Annotated in this window: 14 protein-coding genes and 1 pseudogene; 8 read left to right on the plus strand and 7 right to left on the minus strand. The window is 57.8% G+C overall.

What is annotated here, in order from left to right:
* The first annotated feature begins 612 nt into the window (after positions 1-612).
* Both IVB36_RS28545 and IVB36_RS28550 read left to right on the plus strand, forming a co-directional pair.
* On the plus strand, positions 613-1,050 hold the full coding sequence (locus IVB36_RS28545) for a hypothetical protein (protein WP_085349975.1): 438 nt from the start codon (positions 613-615) through the stop codon (positions 1,048-1,050).
* A gap of 96 nt (positions 1,051-1,146) precedes the next feature.
* Positions 1,147-2,685 carry an OpgC domain-containing protein gene (locus IVB36_RS28550; RefSeq protein ID WP_245329350.1) on the plus strand — a complete coding sequence of 513 codons (1,539 nt, stop codon included), beginning with the start codon at positions 1,147-1,149 and terminating at the stop codon, positions 2,683-2,685.
* 359 nt (positions 2,686-3,044) lie between these two features.
* On the opposite strand, the gene IVB36_RS28555 is transcribed toward IVB36_RS28550, so the two are convergent.
* Positions 3,045-3,254, minus strand: coding sequence for a hypothetical protein (locus tag IVB36_RS28555; RefSeq protein ID WP_245288561.1), 210 nt, complete (start codon positions 3,252-3,254; stop codon positions 3,045-3,047).
* Between the two features lie 1,602 nt (positions 3,255-4,856).
* On the opposite strand from IVB36_RS28555, the gene IVB36_RS28560 reads away from it, so the two are divergent.
* Positions 4,857-5,057: a DUF6494 family protein gene (locus IVB36_RS28560; protein ID WP_085349977.1), complete on the plus strand. Its 201-nt coding sequence runs from the start codon at positions 4,857-4,859 to the stop codon at positions 5,055-5,057.
* 219 nt (positions 5,058-5,276) lie between these two features.
* Positions 5,277-6,036 (plus strand): annotated as a pseudogene (locus IVB36_RS28565) (IS5 family transposase).
* Positions 6,037-6,436: 400 nt separating this feature from the next.
* Here the strand turns inward: IVB36_RS28565 and IVB36_RS28570 are convergent.
* The 3 genes from IVB36_RS28570 to IVB36_RS28580 form a co-directional block, all read right to left on the minus strand.
* On the minus strand, positions 6,437-6,673 hold the full coding sequence (locus IVB36_RS28570; protein ID WP_085349978.1) for a hypothetical protein: 237 nt from the start codon (positions 6,671-6,673) through the stop codon (positions 6,437-6,439).
* Between the two features lie 497 nt (positions 6,674-7,170).
* Positions 7,171-7,617: a hypothetical protein gene (locus IVB36_RS28575; protein ID WP_240543971.1), complete on the minus strand. Its 447-nt coding sequence runs from the start codon at positions 7,615-7,617 to the stop codon at positions 7,171-7,173.
* Between the two features lie 859 nt (positions 7,618-8,476).
* Entirely contained in the window at positions 8,477-9,376 is a 900-nt protein-coding gene (locus tag IVB36_RS28580; RefSeq protein ID WP_247338503.1) for a hypothetical protein, read from the minus strand.
* A 1,151-nt stretch (positions 9,377-10,527) separates the two neighbouring features.
* Here IVB36_RS28580 and IVB36_RS28585 point away from each other — a divergent pair.
* Both IVB36_RS28585 and IVB36_RS28590 read left to right on the plus strand, forming a co-directional pair.
* Positions 10,528-10,737 (plus strand): hypothetical protein, encoded by a 210-nt coding sequence (locus IVB36_RS28585; RefSeq protein WP_007595423.1) that lies wholly within the window; start codon positions 10,528-10,530, stop codon positions 10,735-10,737.
* A gap of 319 nt (positions 10,738-11,056) precedes the next feature.
* Entirely contained in the window at positions 11,057-11,233 is a 177-nt protein-coding gene (locus IVB36_RS28590; RefSeq protein ID WP_157643135.1) for a hypothetical protein, read from the plus strand.
* Positions 11,234-11,413: 180 nt separating this feature from the next.
* Here the strand turns inward: IVB36_RS28590 and IVB36_RS28595 are convergent, their stop codons facing one another.
* The 3 genes from IVB36_RS28595 to IVB36_RS28600 form a co-directional block, all read right to left on the minus strand.
* Positions 11,414-11,626, minus strand: a complete 213-nt coding sequence (locus IVB36_RS28595; RefSeq protein WP_018459962.1) for a hypothetical protein — start codon at positions 11,624-11,626, stop codon at positions 11,414-11,416.
* Positions 11,627-11,856: 230 nt separating this feature from the next.
* Positions 11,857-11,991: a hypothetical protein gene (locus IVB36_RS40205; RefSeq protein ID WP_007595432.1), complete on the minus strand. Its 135-nt coding sequence runs from the start codon at positions 11,989-11,991 to the stop codon at positions 11,857-11,859.
* A gap of 431 nt (positions 11,992-12,422) precedes the next feature.
* Positions 12,423-12,668, minus strand: coding sequence for a PilZ domain-containing protein (locus IVB36_RS28600; RefSeq protein WP_018459961.1), 246 nt, complete (start codon positions 12,666-12,668; stop codon positions 12,423-12,425).
* A 492-nt stretch (positions 12,669-13,160) separates the two neighbouring features.
* Between IVB36_RS28600 and IVB36_RS28605 the strand changes: the two genes are divergently transcribed.
* Together IVB36_RS28605 and IVB36_RS28610 are read left to right on the plus strand one after the other, a co-directional pair.
* Positions 13,161-13,334: a hypothetical protein gene (locus IVB36_RS28605; RefSeq protein WP_162847251.1), complete on the plus strand. Its 174-nt coding sequence runs from the start codon at positions 13,161-13,163 to the stop codon at positions 13,332-13,334.
* Between the two features lie 317 nt (positions 13,335-13,651).
* Positions 13,652-13,846 carry a hypothetical protein gene (locus IVB36_RS28610; protein WP_247393919.1) on the plus strand — a complete coding sequence of 65 codons (195 nt, stop codon included), beginning with the start codon at positions 13,652-13,654 and terminating at the stop codon, positions 13,844-13,846.
* Positions 13,847-13,938: the final 92 nt, after the last annotated feature.

A 13,938-nucleotide genomic window follows, 5' to 3' on the forward strand; every position in this document is an offset into this window, starting at 1 on the left:
AGAACAGTTGACCTTGGTCACTCTTCAGACGGCCCATCATGGATCGACCTCGCCGAGATTCGCGTCAACACAACGGAATCACGGTTCGTGACTTGTCTCAACCGACTTTTGCAACAAAATCGGCCAGGAAGAGACATTTATCTCGCGCTGCGCGTCATGCGATCTGAGTCCGTCTCGCGCGCCGTTGCCCTTCTATGCCTCAGCGGTTGTGTGAAACCTCCGCGCGTTCATAAATCGTGAGTTGTGTTTGCCGTTGATCAGATCATGCTCTTCCAGTCGACTAGGTAAACGTGTGCCCGAATCGGACATCTAGTGCGCTGCCAGGCTCGCCGCTCGGCACGCAGTGACACGCAAGGTTCGAGCCGAGCTGACGCGGCTTTAAACGTATCAGTCAGCCAGCTTGACATCTTTTCGCGACAGGTCAGTGCCGCTGCTTGAACCCGCTGCCGCTGCTGCACTCCCCGCTGTGCCACTGCTCATCGAAGGGTAGGGCTCAGTTCCTGGGCGGTTGCAGCGATCAGCGCCGTTCACGACGTACCATATTTCGTTAGGTTTCTCGGGCCTCGCGACGCCGCGATGGCCGCAATGTCTCGATCTCTGGGAGGGAGAGACATGATGAAGCGATCGCCTATTCTCTCTCTGGTGGCTGTCGCGAGCTTCACCGTCCTATGGTTTGTTCTGGATGCCGATCTGCATTTTAGAAGGGCGGCTGCCACTGCAACAACAGCCATGCCACCCGAGGTCGTAGCTGCCGAGCCTTTCAGAACGGCCCACGCCGCTAACAAAAGGTCGATGAGGATACTTGCACTGGATCAGGCTAAGCATCTCGCTTTCTGGACGTCCGTTTTGAAGAATAGAAAGCAGGCCTGTGGAGCTGTTGTTCGGACCATGTATCAAGGCGGCACCGAATCTGGGGTCGATGCTTGGCGCATTGGCTGCCGGGACGGCAGCGAATATTCGATAACAATTAATCCGGACGCGCATGGCTCTGAGGCGGAGTTTCCGGTTTCGGTTTGCAGTGGAATCGCTTTCGCCCGAGGTGCTGAATAGCCCCGTCATTGAGCGTTCAGCACCCGCGAGATCGCCTCTTTATGCCAGCTGTTATCCGCTGTCCCGGCGCGTCCTCGCCAACATGCGAGGATGATCATGACGATTACCCGATCACGACGTGAAACGGTGGAGTTCGAGCACCCATTTCGGATCACAAGCTTCGAGCGGATACTACCGGCTGGCTCCTATGAAGTGATTACCGACGAAGAATTAATGGAAGGAATGGAAGGATTATCATTTCCGTCCTTTCGGTCCGTCGCCACCATGATGATGGTGCCTGCGCCGCCGCCGCGCAGCTCTTTCGTCGAGATGGTGGCGATCAGTTCGATCGATCTGTCCGATGCGCGGGAGCCGATGCGATCGTATCCCGTTAGTGACGCGCCGGCCCACCTCGACAAGCATCGGACTGCGCTGAACATTGACAGTCGCCGGATGCTGGCGGAGATCGAGCGAAACGCGTTGCGCGGACTGCATCCGCAGCCCGAACCCGAGTTGCTCGCGGCGCCTGCGATGCCATTGGCGGGCCCGCGGCCGGAGCCGAAAGGGCTAGGCCGCGACCTACGCATCGATGCTTGCCGCGGCCTCGCGCTCTGGTGCATCTTTTTGAATCATTTCCCCAACAACATCGGAAGCTGGCTGACGCTGCGGAACTACGGCTTCAGTGATAGCGCGGAAGTATTCATGTTCGTCTCGGGTGTGACCTGCGCACTGGCTTACGGCAGCGCACATTCGCGCGATGGCTGGCCCGGCGTCATCGCCCGAACGCTGTGGCGAAGCTGGGACATTTATGCTGCATTTCTATTGCTCACTATAGCTTGCGCCATCATGGTCTACCTAACCGGCGGTGGCCGGATCGCCGACGAGAGCAACACGCGCCTTTTGCTGGAACATCCGGGTGCGGCGCTCGCGCATGCGGCGATCCTGCAATACCGTCCGGTCAATACCGACGTCTTGCCGATTTTCGTGGTTTATCATCTTTTGTTTGCACCACTATTGTGGTTGCTGTTGCGAGTGCCGAACGTGACACTCGGCGCGTCGCTCTTGCTTTATGCGCTGGTACACGTCTTCGGCTGGACCGTCCCGGCCTGGCCCAACAACGTGTGGTTCTTCAACCCGCTGGCTTGGCAGCTGCTGGTTGTGCTCGGCGCCTGGTGTGTCATTGCGGGCAAGGGAGTCTGGCCCTGGATGACCTGTCGCATCGCGCTTGTACTTGCAGTTCTCTATCTGACTTTTAGCCTGATCGTCGGATTGAGTTGGTGGCTCACGACCCTGGAAGATCTGGTCCCACAAGCGCTCGCCAATGTGGTTTACCAAGTCGACAAATCGGATCTCGCTCCCTTGCGGTTGCTGCATTTTTTAGCGCTTGCGATTTTGGCGGTATGGCTCGTACCCCGCGATTGGCAAGGACTGCCGATGCCGCTGATGCGCGCAGCGATCCGCTGTGGGGAGAATTCGCTGGCAATCTATTGTCTCGGTGTTCTGCTGGCGCTCGCCAGCCAAATAGCGCTGGCCGACATCTCGAATGGTCTTGCAATGCAGATCGCGCTCAGCCTCGCCGGCATCCTGCTGATGATCGCCGCCGCAACGCTGCTGAACTCAATCAGGATCAAACCCAGGCAGCCACGATTGATTTGAAGACTTGAGGAAACTTGTTGGCCAGAGAGGCGAGCAGGCAAAATTCGGAGAAGGCTGCCAACGGCCAGCCTCCACGTCTTCTCTTCCGGGAGGCGATCAAGCTGCGAACTTCACGCGGTGACACGATTTGCAGCGTGATGCGAACGTTGAGATGCTTCCTCCCAAAATCGCAACATGACCGCTTCGGGTCAAAACGCGAAGAACTGAACGTGAGTTGATCTGGTCTGCCATCCCTCAATCAGCGGACCTTGTGGAGGGGCTCGACTTTGTCGCCCAAAACGGCCGCCCGATCGCCTCTCAGCGCACGCGAGGAATTATGTCGACACATGAGCTTAAGGATGCTCAGAGTCGGCAGCACATCATTGGTGGTCAAGCCGCACCACGTCATTCGCCAATTTCGGCGAGCTGCGGCGCAGGAGGAAGCACACCCCGCAAAGTGTCTCCTTCCTCCACATGAGGCGGCAGGTGAAGGTTTCGGAATGTTCGTCGAACGATAACGCAAATTCGCTGGCGAATATGTAGTACGGCGTGGAGATGCAGGTTCCCAGGGCGCTGATGTCGCGCACCACGCACGGATGGGTCCCACTCATCCACCAAACGACAGCCGCGCCGCCCGGTTGATCGGTATCCGCTCCATTGCTCGACGTTCGACCATGGCGAGATTCTCCAATGAAGAGGTAACTTCCAATCGAGCCATCGCAGCGATCGCGATTGCACCTCTACAGAGTCAGTTTTTCGATCCCGCGCCGAGCCCGGAAAACGGCAATATCTGCACGTTGATCTGCACCGCCTAGGCTAACAAGCAGTGTTTTGTCTCATTAAAATTAAACCGGATCGCGTGGTTCATCCGCCGACGTTGGTACCCACCTCACAAGCAAATGAAACCGCTCAGGACACGTCTTTTCCACGATAATGAGGTATTTCACAGCACTTTCAGCGAACCTGAGCTACTATTAATTGAACTGAGTGATTTTACGTCCTCCGGCCTGACAATGGCGGTTTTTAAATAGTCATAGTAAGGCGCGCTGATGAGTAGGCCTGGTCAGGGGCACAACCGCATGACAGTTCTGCACGAACGCGTTTGGTTTCTAAGATCTCAACTGACAGAGCTTCAGAACCCTCGCAGCCGGGTTGAGCAAGCCGAGGAACGAAGTCGGCAAACGTTCAAAAGTCACAGGTGTCTCGGCGATGCGTCGCCGATTGCGGCGACAGCGGCGTTTTGTTTTCTAGCCACACACCGTGGCGACGAAAGTGCCGTAGGCTCGCAGCCACGAAGCATCAGAGATCTCTGGCCGAAAAAAGCGCCCGCGTTGACTTGTTCGGCTTTGGGTCAAAGGCAGCCCTCGGCAGCTTGCATGATCGGGTCGGCTCATCTCCCGGAAGCGGCCCTCGCAGCGCTCTAACTGAGGTCGGTGACGGGCCATGTGTGGAAGTCGTTCGTACACTGGCTACTCGCAAGCCGAGCGAGACGGATCGCTCGGCTACAATTTAGTTATGGCAGCCCAGCAACGAGGCAAATGTCTATGAGGTCTTCCCATTCGACGAGATTTGCGATGTCCGTGATGTGCGTGTCGAGATTTATGTCTCTGCTGAGGAGATGCGAGCGTTCTGCCAATCCCGTAAGCGTAAGCGCATAGACTTTGTGGCCCTGCTTTTCGAGCCTCTCGGTGACGCCAACACCAAGCTTGGTAAAAGGCTCCGCCAATAAGAACAAACGTCTTTTGCGCGGATTGAGCACGTGCGCTGCTGATGCTTGATGAAGTTAGCGAGACCGCGCTTACTCCGGCCGCGAGACTGCCGATCAATCTGCGGCGGGTGACGTCTGACAAGGTCCTGAAATCAAAAAAATTGGGTACCATACGAATGCAACAGTGTAATCGCCAAAACCGAACAAATGGAAGATGACTTCAGCGGCCTTCGAAGGAATATTTTTTTACCGGTCACTGACTTCCGCCATGGGTCACAAGCGGCGGTCGGCGACAGCTCCAGCCGTGTCCGGTCCACCTCAAACGGCCGACCTTGCGCCGCCTCGGGTGTAGTCTTCAGCTCCGGGCCGACGTTGTAGGCAATCAGGTTGAGGAGGAAGTCGGGGGTGACGCGAGTTGGGCCTCGATGTTGGGTCTTTGCTCGCCTCGTGTTAGACATCGCCTGACCGACCAGGGAGAACAGCCATGACCGCCGAGTTCGATGAAGACCGCTTCAATATGGCTATCCGTAAATTTCTGAAGCATGTTGGAGTTACATCGCAGCGCGAAATCGAAAACCTAGTGCGCAGCGGGGCGGTGAAAGGTGGCCAGCTCAAACTGCGAATGACCCTGTCGGCTGAGGGAACGGCGCTGAAACATGTAGTCGAGGAAACAATCGCACTCTGACGATGTCCCGGCTGCCCCGGCATTGCCGCCAGTTGGTGGAGCATTCAATCCTGTTGATTTCCAGCAACGGCTGCTTTGGGTCATTTTCGACAGTTTTGGCACAGAGTGCGGTATGGTTGATGCCCGTTCCTGTCCAAAAGCGCCGTACCAGTGTCTGCCCATGAGCGTTGCGTTTGGCCGGATGGCCGTGATTCAAACTCCCGAACTGGAGCTCGAATTATGCGCTACGAACTCGCTGACTATGAATGGACCGCCATCAAGCCGATGCTGCCGAACAAGTCGCGTGGCGTCCCTCGGGTGAACGACAGACGGGTCCTGTATGGCATCTTCTGGCTCCTTCGATCAGGAGCACCCTGGCGTGATCTGCCGGCGGCGTTTGGGCCATACACCACTTGCTACAACCGCTCCGTCAGGTGGCGGCGGGCTGGCGTCTGGGGCCGCATCGTAGAAGCGCTTGCCGCTGCCCATGATGCCGCTACCCAGATGATCGACACCTCCATGTCTGCGTACATCAGCATGGAGCCTGCATTGCAAGGAACCAGCGCCAATCGATGGGAAGGTCCCGGGGCGGTTTGACGAGCAAAATCCATGCGGTGGTCGACAGCAATGGTCTGCCGGTACGGTTGGCGCTGAGCCCCGGTGAGGCCAATCCGTTCGACTTGCCGGAAAACTGCTGTCTCGTCTGAAATCCGGGTCAATGTTGCTTGCGGACCGTGGCTATGACGCGGACTGGATCAGGGAGCTTGCCATGAAGAAGGGCGCGTGGGCCAACATCCCGCCGAAGAGCAATCGCAGCGATCCGATCTGCTTCAGCCCATATCTCTACCGCGCCCGCAACCGGGTTGAGCGGTTCTTCAACCGGATCAAACAATGTCGTCGGGTGGCGACGCGGTACGACAGGCTGGCCGCCAACTACCTTGCCTTCGTTCAGCTCGCGTCAATCAGGCTATGGCTGCGTCTTTATGAGTCCGCGTCTTAGTTCTTGCCAAGGCGGTCCGATGCAACATCGCGATGTGCGGTTTCGTTCTTCCCCTTGTCGTCGATGCCGCGCGAAGGGTTGGTGTCCGGCTGGGCGCTGGTACCTTGCCGAGACCGAGCTGCTGGGCGGCTGCGATGCCGATCGTCACCTTGCACGATCTGAGCGAGGTGCCAGCTCCGGATACTGCGACTTGCGCTCAAATGCTTGAGCAAGGACGCCGCCTGGGACGTGGCCGGCCCCGCGGGTCGAGCTGATCGAGCTGATGAACCGCGCGACGTCTGGATCCATGCGCAATGGGATGAGGCGAAGGTGCCTTAGCGGCCGTTGGTGGAAGCTATGCTTAAAATCGTTCAGGGCGCGGGACGGATAAGACAAGCCGACCGCCCAGCCTCTTTCCGCATCAGCCGCGCTTCTTGTGAGCGGATGGCTTAAATTCCACGACCTCGTGCTGCTCGCTGGAATCCGAGTGCCCTTGTTGTTTTACGATGATCTCAAGCTCAAGAGCTTCGAAGGCGAGTTCATCCGCCAAGCGTTGAAAGAGCGCGCGCTTTTCGGCATCGGTCGCCGACTGACTCATAAGAGCAAAGTCTCTGGCGTCCGCGCGGAGCCTCTCCAATCGTCGCCTGAGGTCCTTCATCGTCTTGGCTCAGGTTCTAAACTCATCCTCGACGCAAACAGTAACCTTGCTTTCCGGGATGACGGATGATTCAACCACGGAAACAATATATTGGTTCTCCTAACTGTTAGTTAGCGGCGTATTCACCGTGCGGTGCATAGCCACGGTCGCCCATGGGACCAACTTTGGATGGACGGGCTGGTGGTCGCGGCGCGAGGCCTCGTCTCCGACCTTGCCGCAGGTCCACCCAGGGTGCCATCAAAGGTACATCAAGGTCTGAAACCGCACAGACCCGAGTTTTGCACGCATCAGGTCTACGGCACCAAGCTGCTGTGCGTCGAACATTGGCCGGGCGCGCGCCGCGGCAGGACCGGTTCAAGGCTTGAGTTAAATGGCGCGATATTAAATGATTCAATCATCCGGCTTCTGGCAGGCGAGTTGCGGCGCCAGCCATCGGGACCGGCCCTGCGAAGCCCACCGGATCTCGGTCGCAAGTCTGCTCGCCGCTTCGCTCGCAGCTACAAACCCCGCTTTGTGATGCCGGGAACGCGTTTGGGCGAAACGGTTGTTCGTCGCTCGACCTGCGCTTTGGCGTCCAGCACTTTATCGCCAGCTCGCGCGGCGCGCGGCCGGCTCACCTGGTCCGAAAGACTGGGGCCCTTTCCAAACGTTCCGACCGGGGGACCATTTGTCGCGTGACCACCACTGATGTTTCCTTTGGCCTGTGCTGCCGGGGCTGATGCGTTTCGGGAGGGTAATGAGCCGATGATGATCTGGTCCTCGTTGCTTGTACCCGTCCCAATGGCCCCGATCGGCAGGCCATTTTGCGCGTGACCAACCCCGACATTTCTTGCGGCCTGTGCGGCCGTCCGCGACTTTGCCGGCGTGGCGGGTTCAACGTTCGGATTGTTCGATTGATTGTTGGTGCTCGGATTTGCGCCGGTGGCGGTGTCTTTCGTCCCCATTCCGGCAGGCGCTGAGGGACCAGCGCCGGCGCTACCCGCATTCGTCCCCATTCCGGCAGGCGCCGACGGACCAGCGCTGGCGCTGCTCGCGCTTGTCCCCGTGCCCGCACCCGCCGACCCAGCATTTGCGGCGCCTCCTGGCGCGAGGACCAGCAGAGCTGAGCTGGCGACGATGGCGGCGAGCACCAAAGGGGTGGCATGGGGCATTGGACGATCTCCTTGCCAGACCGTTAACCATGATCCCCCGGCGCGGTTCCTCTGCGCCATGGCGGGTTCTGCCGCATAGTGCTGGACCGCACGCGCGCCTCGATTGGTCGCACGCAAAGCGCAAAACCGCGCGAGCTACTATTGCCGATTCAAGGTGCCATTGCAGATTAGTCAGCAGCTCTGACGGAGGTGGCCGCTTTAATGTAACACTCGGGTTGCTTCTGCTAGCCGGACCTTCTCTCTCAGCTCCTCAAGATCCTCGAGCGCGTCGAGTAGTTGCATCAGATTGCGGGTAACATGTGCCAGATTGGGCTTTGGGCGTTTGAAGATTCGAATTTTTGGTCCCATTGCTAGACGTCTCCTCGCAACGAAAATCACTGGTCCGACTGATTGGCAAGGAGCGTGCCATCTGAGCGTCCGCGGAGAGCTCCGGTGATGGGAACGCCAGTCGCGCTCCCGCCCCAATCTAACAGGGAAGGAGAGCGCCAAAGGCTTCACCATCCCCCACATTGGGACGATTATCTCCCTCCCGGTTGCGAGTGAACTATGGGCTGCAAGCCGCGCGATGGCGGCAGCTGCGGAGCAAGCAACAGCCCTCGGCGCTCCGCACCGAGGTCTCGCAGCGATCGGACGCGTTGAAAACAGCTAATCCCTAGTCCTGCACGGCCTGGTCGGTCTGCAGCGGCGCGTGTGGCCGCCCCCTGTCTTGCGGCCGCGGAACGGTTGGCACAGGTTTGCGGATCGTGGCGGCAATTGGCCTGGGCAACGGCACTGGCGTCTTGGGGCGTAGGATCTGCTCGGAAGCGTTGGTGGTGATGCCGGCCAATTGTTCTTGGACCATCCTAAGCTGCTCGGCGGCATCCGCTCTGTCTCGCACCATTTGTGCCTGGACCGCCGTAAGCCGGTCGGAGAGCTGGCCAAGGTCGCGAACGATTTGATCTTGGCTGGCCTTGAGCTGCTCGATCGCTTGCGGCGGGTTCGTAAGGTCGCCCGCCAATCCCTGGAGCGCCAGCTCCGGCGAACTGGGGCCGGCTGCCTGGATCGCATCGTGCGGTGTAGTCAGCGGCCCCGGTTGCTGAAGTGCCACATAGGTTGCACTCGTCTGAGTGGTAGGCAGAGCCGAGGAGATCTCGGCTCTTTCTTGCGGCAACGAAGGTGAAACGGCACGCGCGGACCACCGATACATCATTGCTCTGACCGCATCGCCGTCGGATGACTGCGCTGCAAGAGCAGCTAAACAGATGCCGCTTGCCAACAGCAGACCGATCAGGCCGCGCAGTGCCGGCGTTCCGCGCAATGAGCTCGCCCCGCGGTCGGGTGGTCGAAACCATTTCGCGGAATTCTTCGGCTGAGAAGGGTGGCGCGTGCCATCCTGATCTAACTTGGAAAGCTGTTCGTTGACACGCGCCAGCTGTTCATCTGCACGTGCGATCTGATCATAGGCGTGGACGAGCCGTTCATCCGCGCGCGCAACAAGCTCGACGTCTTCTGGTGAGAGCGCGGGACCATGAATTTGTGAGCCGGGATATATCGGTTTAATCGGCGAATGCATCGGCGTTCCCCATCGCACCCAATGTCACCCGGACCGAGGCCGAGCATTAAATCGGGCAGGTCCACACTCCCCAACGCCGGTTTGACCAAAGCAAGGCCACAAGATGAAAACCGGAGGGCGGATTTTCGGCGACAGCGCACAGGGCTCTAATCCGTCGAGGGTCTTCGGGATCGACGGACGGCGGCGCATCGCCCGGCAACCCGACGGAGCTGGCCCTCGCGGTTCGCGGGCCCATTCAAAGCGGTCGTAGTGCCAGCGACTGCACGCTTCTCCCCCAAGCCCGCCACCAGGGCATCTCGACCACTCTCGAAGACCTGACTTTGGTGGTTACAACCCTGGCGCTGCACGCCATGAACTCCGCCGCGCGCATCGAGCAGATGCCTGCCAGCGGATGCATCTTCGTTGCGGCGAATTCGTTTCCTTGTCGCGATCGTAAACCGTTTTGACGCCGCGGCCTCGGCCTTTCTGACCCGCTTTCGTAGCTCGATGAGCTGACGGTACTCGGCTTCCAGCGGGTCGCGATAGGAGAACTGCGCGGCTGGTGCACGATAGTTCGAATTTCCATACGACGAATATCGAATCATGGAAATCGAACCCGTTTTCAGGCAACCCCCGCTAACTGGTGGTTCGGAAAAAAAGCCGATCGACGCGATCGATATTCCGTCTGGGCAAGTTGGCAACGAATGTCACTCGTTAGGCTTGATGCTACCGAGGAGGCTGGATTGCGCTCGCGCTCGTGAACCGCCTACACGGAAGCTGTGCGATCGAGATGATCCTGATGCGGTGGAGCATCAGTAGCTTGACTTCGATGCACCGACCGCAGATCAACTCGCCGTCCCCGGCCGGTGGCGCAAGAACTATCAGCTCTTCTGGCGCGAACTCTTCTTCGCAGTGATCGCAGCGGGGGATTTCGAGCATCCGCGCATTTGCTCACGCAGTTGTGGCGGATTCGATAGCCTCTTTACCCGACCGCTCGCAAGAGCTTGATCAATACCCACGGCCGAGCTGCACCAAGTTCGTTCCCAATCGGGAACGTTGTTGAAGAAATCCCGGACGTTGCAGATTTACAACCCGCGCAGCCATTCGCGATACTAAGCTCGTCCATGGAGACGACCAGACATGCTTACTTCAACATGATCGCGGGGGGCGAAATGTATGATGTCTATCGCAATGACAGGCGCTTCTTGCTCGTTCTAAGTTCAGGCTCTCCCGTGCCCGTGCTTTACTCTGCACATAAGTGGCGGAAGAGCAGGAAACGAGTTCTCAAGGTCAGCGACGAAATCAAGTCAGCCGTTCAGGCACAAGGCTATTACGTCCGCAGCCTGCGGATCACCAAGGAGCGAATGATCGACGTCGAGTAGGTGGCGAGCGGGTGTTCTCGTTGGCGCGTTTGATCACCAGCAACCAAGCCGCCATAAGCGCGCTGTTCCGCGTCGTCAACCGCCATGTCGGCAACTTCGCACCGATGCCGGGGTGTTTCCGAACCATTCGGATCGGGGCTTTTCGGAGGGTGCAGAGTGCGAGATCCTCACGATTGCGGGTGGGCATGCCGCCTAGCACGGGCGGGCCGCCCTTACGTCTCAAACGGAACTCCATGAGCAGGCCGAGATTTTGGCTTTTTCCATTGAACCTTTAATCGAACTGTCGGACGAACCTTCAATCGGAAACCGGAGGTTTCCCATGAAGCGTCTGATCTCATCTGCAATCGCCGCCGTTGCCTTCCTCATTGTTGCAACCACTATGCTGTGGTCTTACACACCTTCGGCTGAGCGCCATGTCACCCGTACAGCCATAGGTCATTGCAAGAATTTCCACAGCCTGGCCGGGACAAAAGCGTCCGAACTATTGCCTTACTAAGCGCCAATAAAATGCGTCGAGACGATGTGACCTGTAGCAGGTGGCTGGATGCCACGCCGACATGAGAGTAGGCGAAGGCGCTGCAATGGCCCGTTGCCGGATGATGTGCTCAAGATCATTATGCGCGGGACCGAGAAAGAAGCTAATCGGGCGGCTTGAACCGCGAACTGCTTTGGCAGCTTAGCTCGCCGCCGCGCCATCCAACCGCGCCAGCCCAGCCTCGATCACGGCGATATCCTCCTCGATCTGCTGGACGGTCGTCCCGAAATCAAAACCTGTACGTGCCTTTAGGTCCACGGCCAGTTTCCGACGCTGCATGCGGAGATCATCCAGAGCCCTTCGATTGTTCAAGCGAACGTAACCGTCCACAATCAGCTCGATTGCGTTTGGCATCCCACCCCCTGTCGTGATCGACCGGCGCCGAACCGCTTACACACTTCAAAACGGCATCTCTTCGCAAATTGTGTGCAGCAGCCCAAGCCGACCTGACGCCAGGAGAGCAAGGGGCTGCACAGTTTAATGGAAAGACCGGCTCCCAATGTCGCGATTGCGCGTTGTTCATCCCTTTCGAGATCGCCCCATGAGATGCCGTCCATGACGGGTCTCCGTCGCAAAAGAACTATTTAAAATCCAAACGCGCGACCGATCTGCCGCAGCATAGCCATGGCCGCGTCGGTGTACCGACCGTGGGTCAGGTATTGATCCACTTGCGCTGTACTGATCAGCGCAACAACGAAGACCGTGAAGCCCTTAAGCATTGGGGCGTCTCCTGAAAGAGACCGCCAACCGGGCGTGTCGAATAGACTGTTCTCAGAATGCGCTGCCGCATAATGCGACTGTATGTAAATGGTGACAGTGACCGGTAACCAATCCCTTAACCGGCGTTAGGTGCGCGCGCCAAGGGCCGAGGCGAAGGCGCTGCAAGAGCCGTTGCTCATGTGCTCTAGGTCTTGATGCGAGAGTTAGGAAAGGAAGATTAGCCGCTGCACAGAGGCGCGCGGTTCCTCGATAGCGCAAACAAGAAGCGGCGAGTGTTAGTCCCCACAAAATGGAAGTCACTTCTTCATGGCGTCTGCTGCATCGGGGGACCACGAACGGATTTCCGGTCTATTGTTTGACATCGCCCATCCATGCCAGCAAAAGAACCGCGAGTTCCATTGTAGGGCAGAGCTAACTGACTCTTCTCCGCCTAAAGATCCTCGAACGAGACCCCGATAAGATTTCCACTCAACCAGACTAGGCGGCAACTTCGGATGATGCGATCTTTCTCGAGCATTAGTTTGAATGTGGAGGCCACGTGCCGCTTCGACGGAAGCTCAACTGCTGCCCCTTCTTCCGACATGTTGACCACGCGGCAGCGTAAGCTGGCGCCGTCGCCTGAAATGTAGGCGACCTCGTCCACATCGATGCGCTCCAGCTTTCGACGTTCTATCATTTCATTATAGCCGCAACGTGATCATCTTCGCCCGATGTGCACCTTGTCTCTAGCAGCTTAAATTGTCGCGCGATCTGTGTTGCTAGGTCTGATCGTTCCTTAGCAAGAGCTTTTCTTTGCTCAAGCATGTCGTGTCCGTCACGCTCGAGCACCTGGATCAAGGTGGTTTGACTTTCGATATAAAGCTGCTTGGTTGCGATTGCTCGAGCGATAGCCGCTAGTTCATCATCGCAATCCGAAGTCATTAGCAATCTCATGGCTGGCCTGTCGGCGAGTAAAGCTACATCCTACCTGGCCTTACCTGCGAAAACGTTACACTTGTCCCAGCAGCCCGGCGCCTTCTTTTCCAACGGATTAGTCTGAAGGCGCACACGCGACACATTCTCCCGTTTGTGCGGTGTCCGTACTCTTACGGACGTTGCGCATCCGCAAGCTTTGACGTCTACTTCTGATTGTTTTTATGACGATCTTTGTTTCCCGACGAGAGGGCCCATGAGCGTTAAAGCCATGATGGCGATGATCCTCCAGAACCAACTGGCCTTGCGAGGCGTGCATTCGCTGAAGGCGTCTGACTACGACCAGATCGTAGAACTTCTGATTGAGCAGCTCAGAGAGCTGGAGCTGAGCTTGGCTGTGCGAGAGATTACCGACAAGCCCCGGGAATAGCAGCAGCACCCGATTTTTTAAGGGAGGACGAAGACGAATGCGGAGATTATTGTTCAGCACCAGTGCCCAAAGCCGACAACCGCTACTGGCTGATCCGATAGAACAGTGGCGGATACCCGGCCAATCGGGTCCAGAGCCACGCATTAGTGCGGCCTTCAGTCAGATTTCGTCCGTGCAGCAATCTCTTTGACCTTTATCAACGTTCGTTCGAATTCTGATTTGAGATATTGCTCGTGCGCCCGGTCCGTTGGCTTCAGGAGAAATGCGACTTTCACGAAAAAGCGGTTCAACAGCGAAGTAATTAAAAGATTGTCCGAATGTTTCGACCGGAGCGCCGTAAGTCGGCGACGCATCTCGATGAGATCAAGCGTTTCGTGGTCCGGCTGCTCTCTCAAGTGAAGCTCGCGCGACTGTCCAGCGTCGAAGTCGCTGCACCGAATATAATGGTGCGGCGACTTCGCTGGGGTGGAGCGGACAAGGACAATGTCCGTGTGCGCAAACTAGTCCTCTAGCGCGCGGCCGCAATCGCGGTCTGGAATTAAGCTTGATGTTCGTGTTGCAAGTTAATTCTGGAACTGAGCAGGGCGAACGATAGGAGGTGTTG

This window comes from Bradyrhizobium sp. 35 (genome assembly GCF_023073215.1).
Lineage (GTDB): Bacteria > Pseudomonadota > Alphaproteobacteria > Rhizobiales > Xanthobacteraceae > Bradyrhizobium > Bradyrhizobium canariense_D.

What these genes read in the sequence shown, in the direction of transcription:
- IVB36_RS28545 (WP_085349975.1), top strand. Translation starts at nt 613, where the DNA reads ATGATGAAGCGATCGCCTATTCTCTCTCTGGTGGCTGTCGCGAGCTTC.
- IVB36_RS28550 (WP_245329350.1), top strand. Translation starts at nt 1,147, where the DNA reads ATGACGATTACCCGATCACGACGTGAAACGGTGGAGTTCGAGCACCCA.
- IVB36_RS28560 (WP_085349977.1), top strand. Translation starts at nt 4,857, where the DNA reads ATGACCGCCGAGTTCGATGAAGACCGCTTCAATATGGCTATCCGTAAA.
- IVB36_RS28570 (WP_085349978.1), bottom strand. Translation starts at nt 6,673, where the DNA reads ATGAAGGACCTCAGGCGACGATTGGAGAGGCTCCGCGCGGACGCCAGA.
- IVB36_RS28575 (WP_240543971.1), bottom strand. Translation starts at nt 7,617, where the DNA reads ATGGGGACGAAAGACACCGCCACCGGCGCAAATCCGAGCACCAACAAT.
- IVB36_RS28580 (WP_247338503.1), bottom strand. Translation starts at nt 9,376, where the DNA reads ATGCATTCGCCGATTAAACCGATATATCCCGGCTCACAAATTCATGGT.
- IVB36_RS28585 (WP_007595423.1), top strand. Translation starts at nt 10,528, where the DNA reads ATGTATGATGTCTATCGCAATGACAGGCGCTTCTTGCTCGTTCTAAGT.
- IVB36_RS28590 (WP_157643135.1), top strand. Translation starts at nt 11,057, where the DNA reads ATGAAGCGTCTGATCTCATCTGCAATCGCCGCCGTTGCCTTCCTCATT.
- IVB36_RS28595 (WP_018459962.1), bottom strand. Translation starts at nt 11,626, where the DNA reads ATGCCAAACGCAATCGAGCTGATTGTGGACGGTTACGTTCGCTTGAAC.
- IVB36_RS40205 (WP_007595432.1), bottom strand. Translation starts at nt 11,991, where the DNA reads ATGCTTAAGGGCTTCACGGTCTTCGTTGTTGCGCTGATCAGTACAGCG.
- IVB36_RS28600 (WP_018459961.1), bottom strand. Translation starts at nt 12,668, where the DNA reads ATGATAGAACGTCGAAAGCTGGAGCGCATCGATGTGGACGAGGTCGCC.
- IVB36_RS28605 (WP_162847251.1), top strand. Translation starts at nt 13,161, where the DNA reads ATGAGCGTTAAAGCCATGATGGCGATGATCCTCCAGAACCAACTGGCC.
- IVB36_RS28610 (WP_247393919.1), top strand. Translation starts at nt 13,652, where the DNA reads ATGTTTCGACCGGAGCGCCGTAAGTCGGCGACGCATCTCGATGAGATC.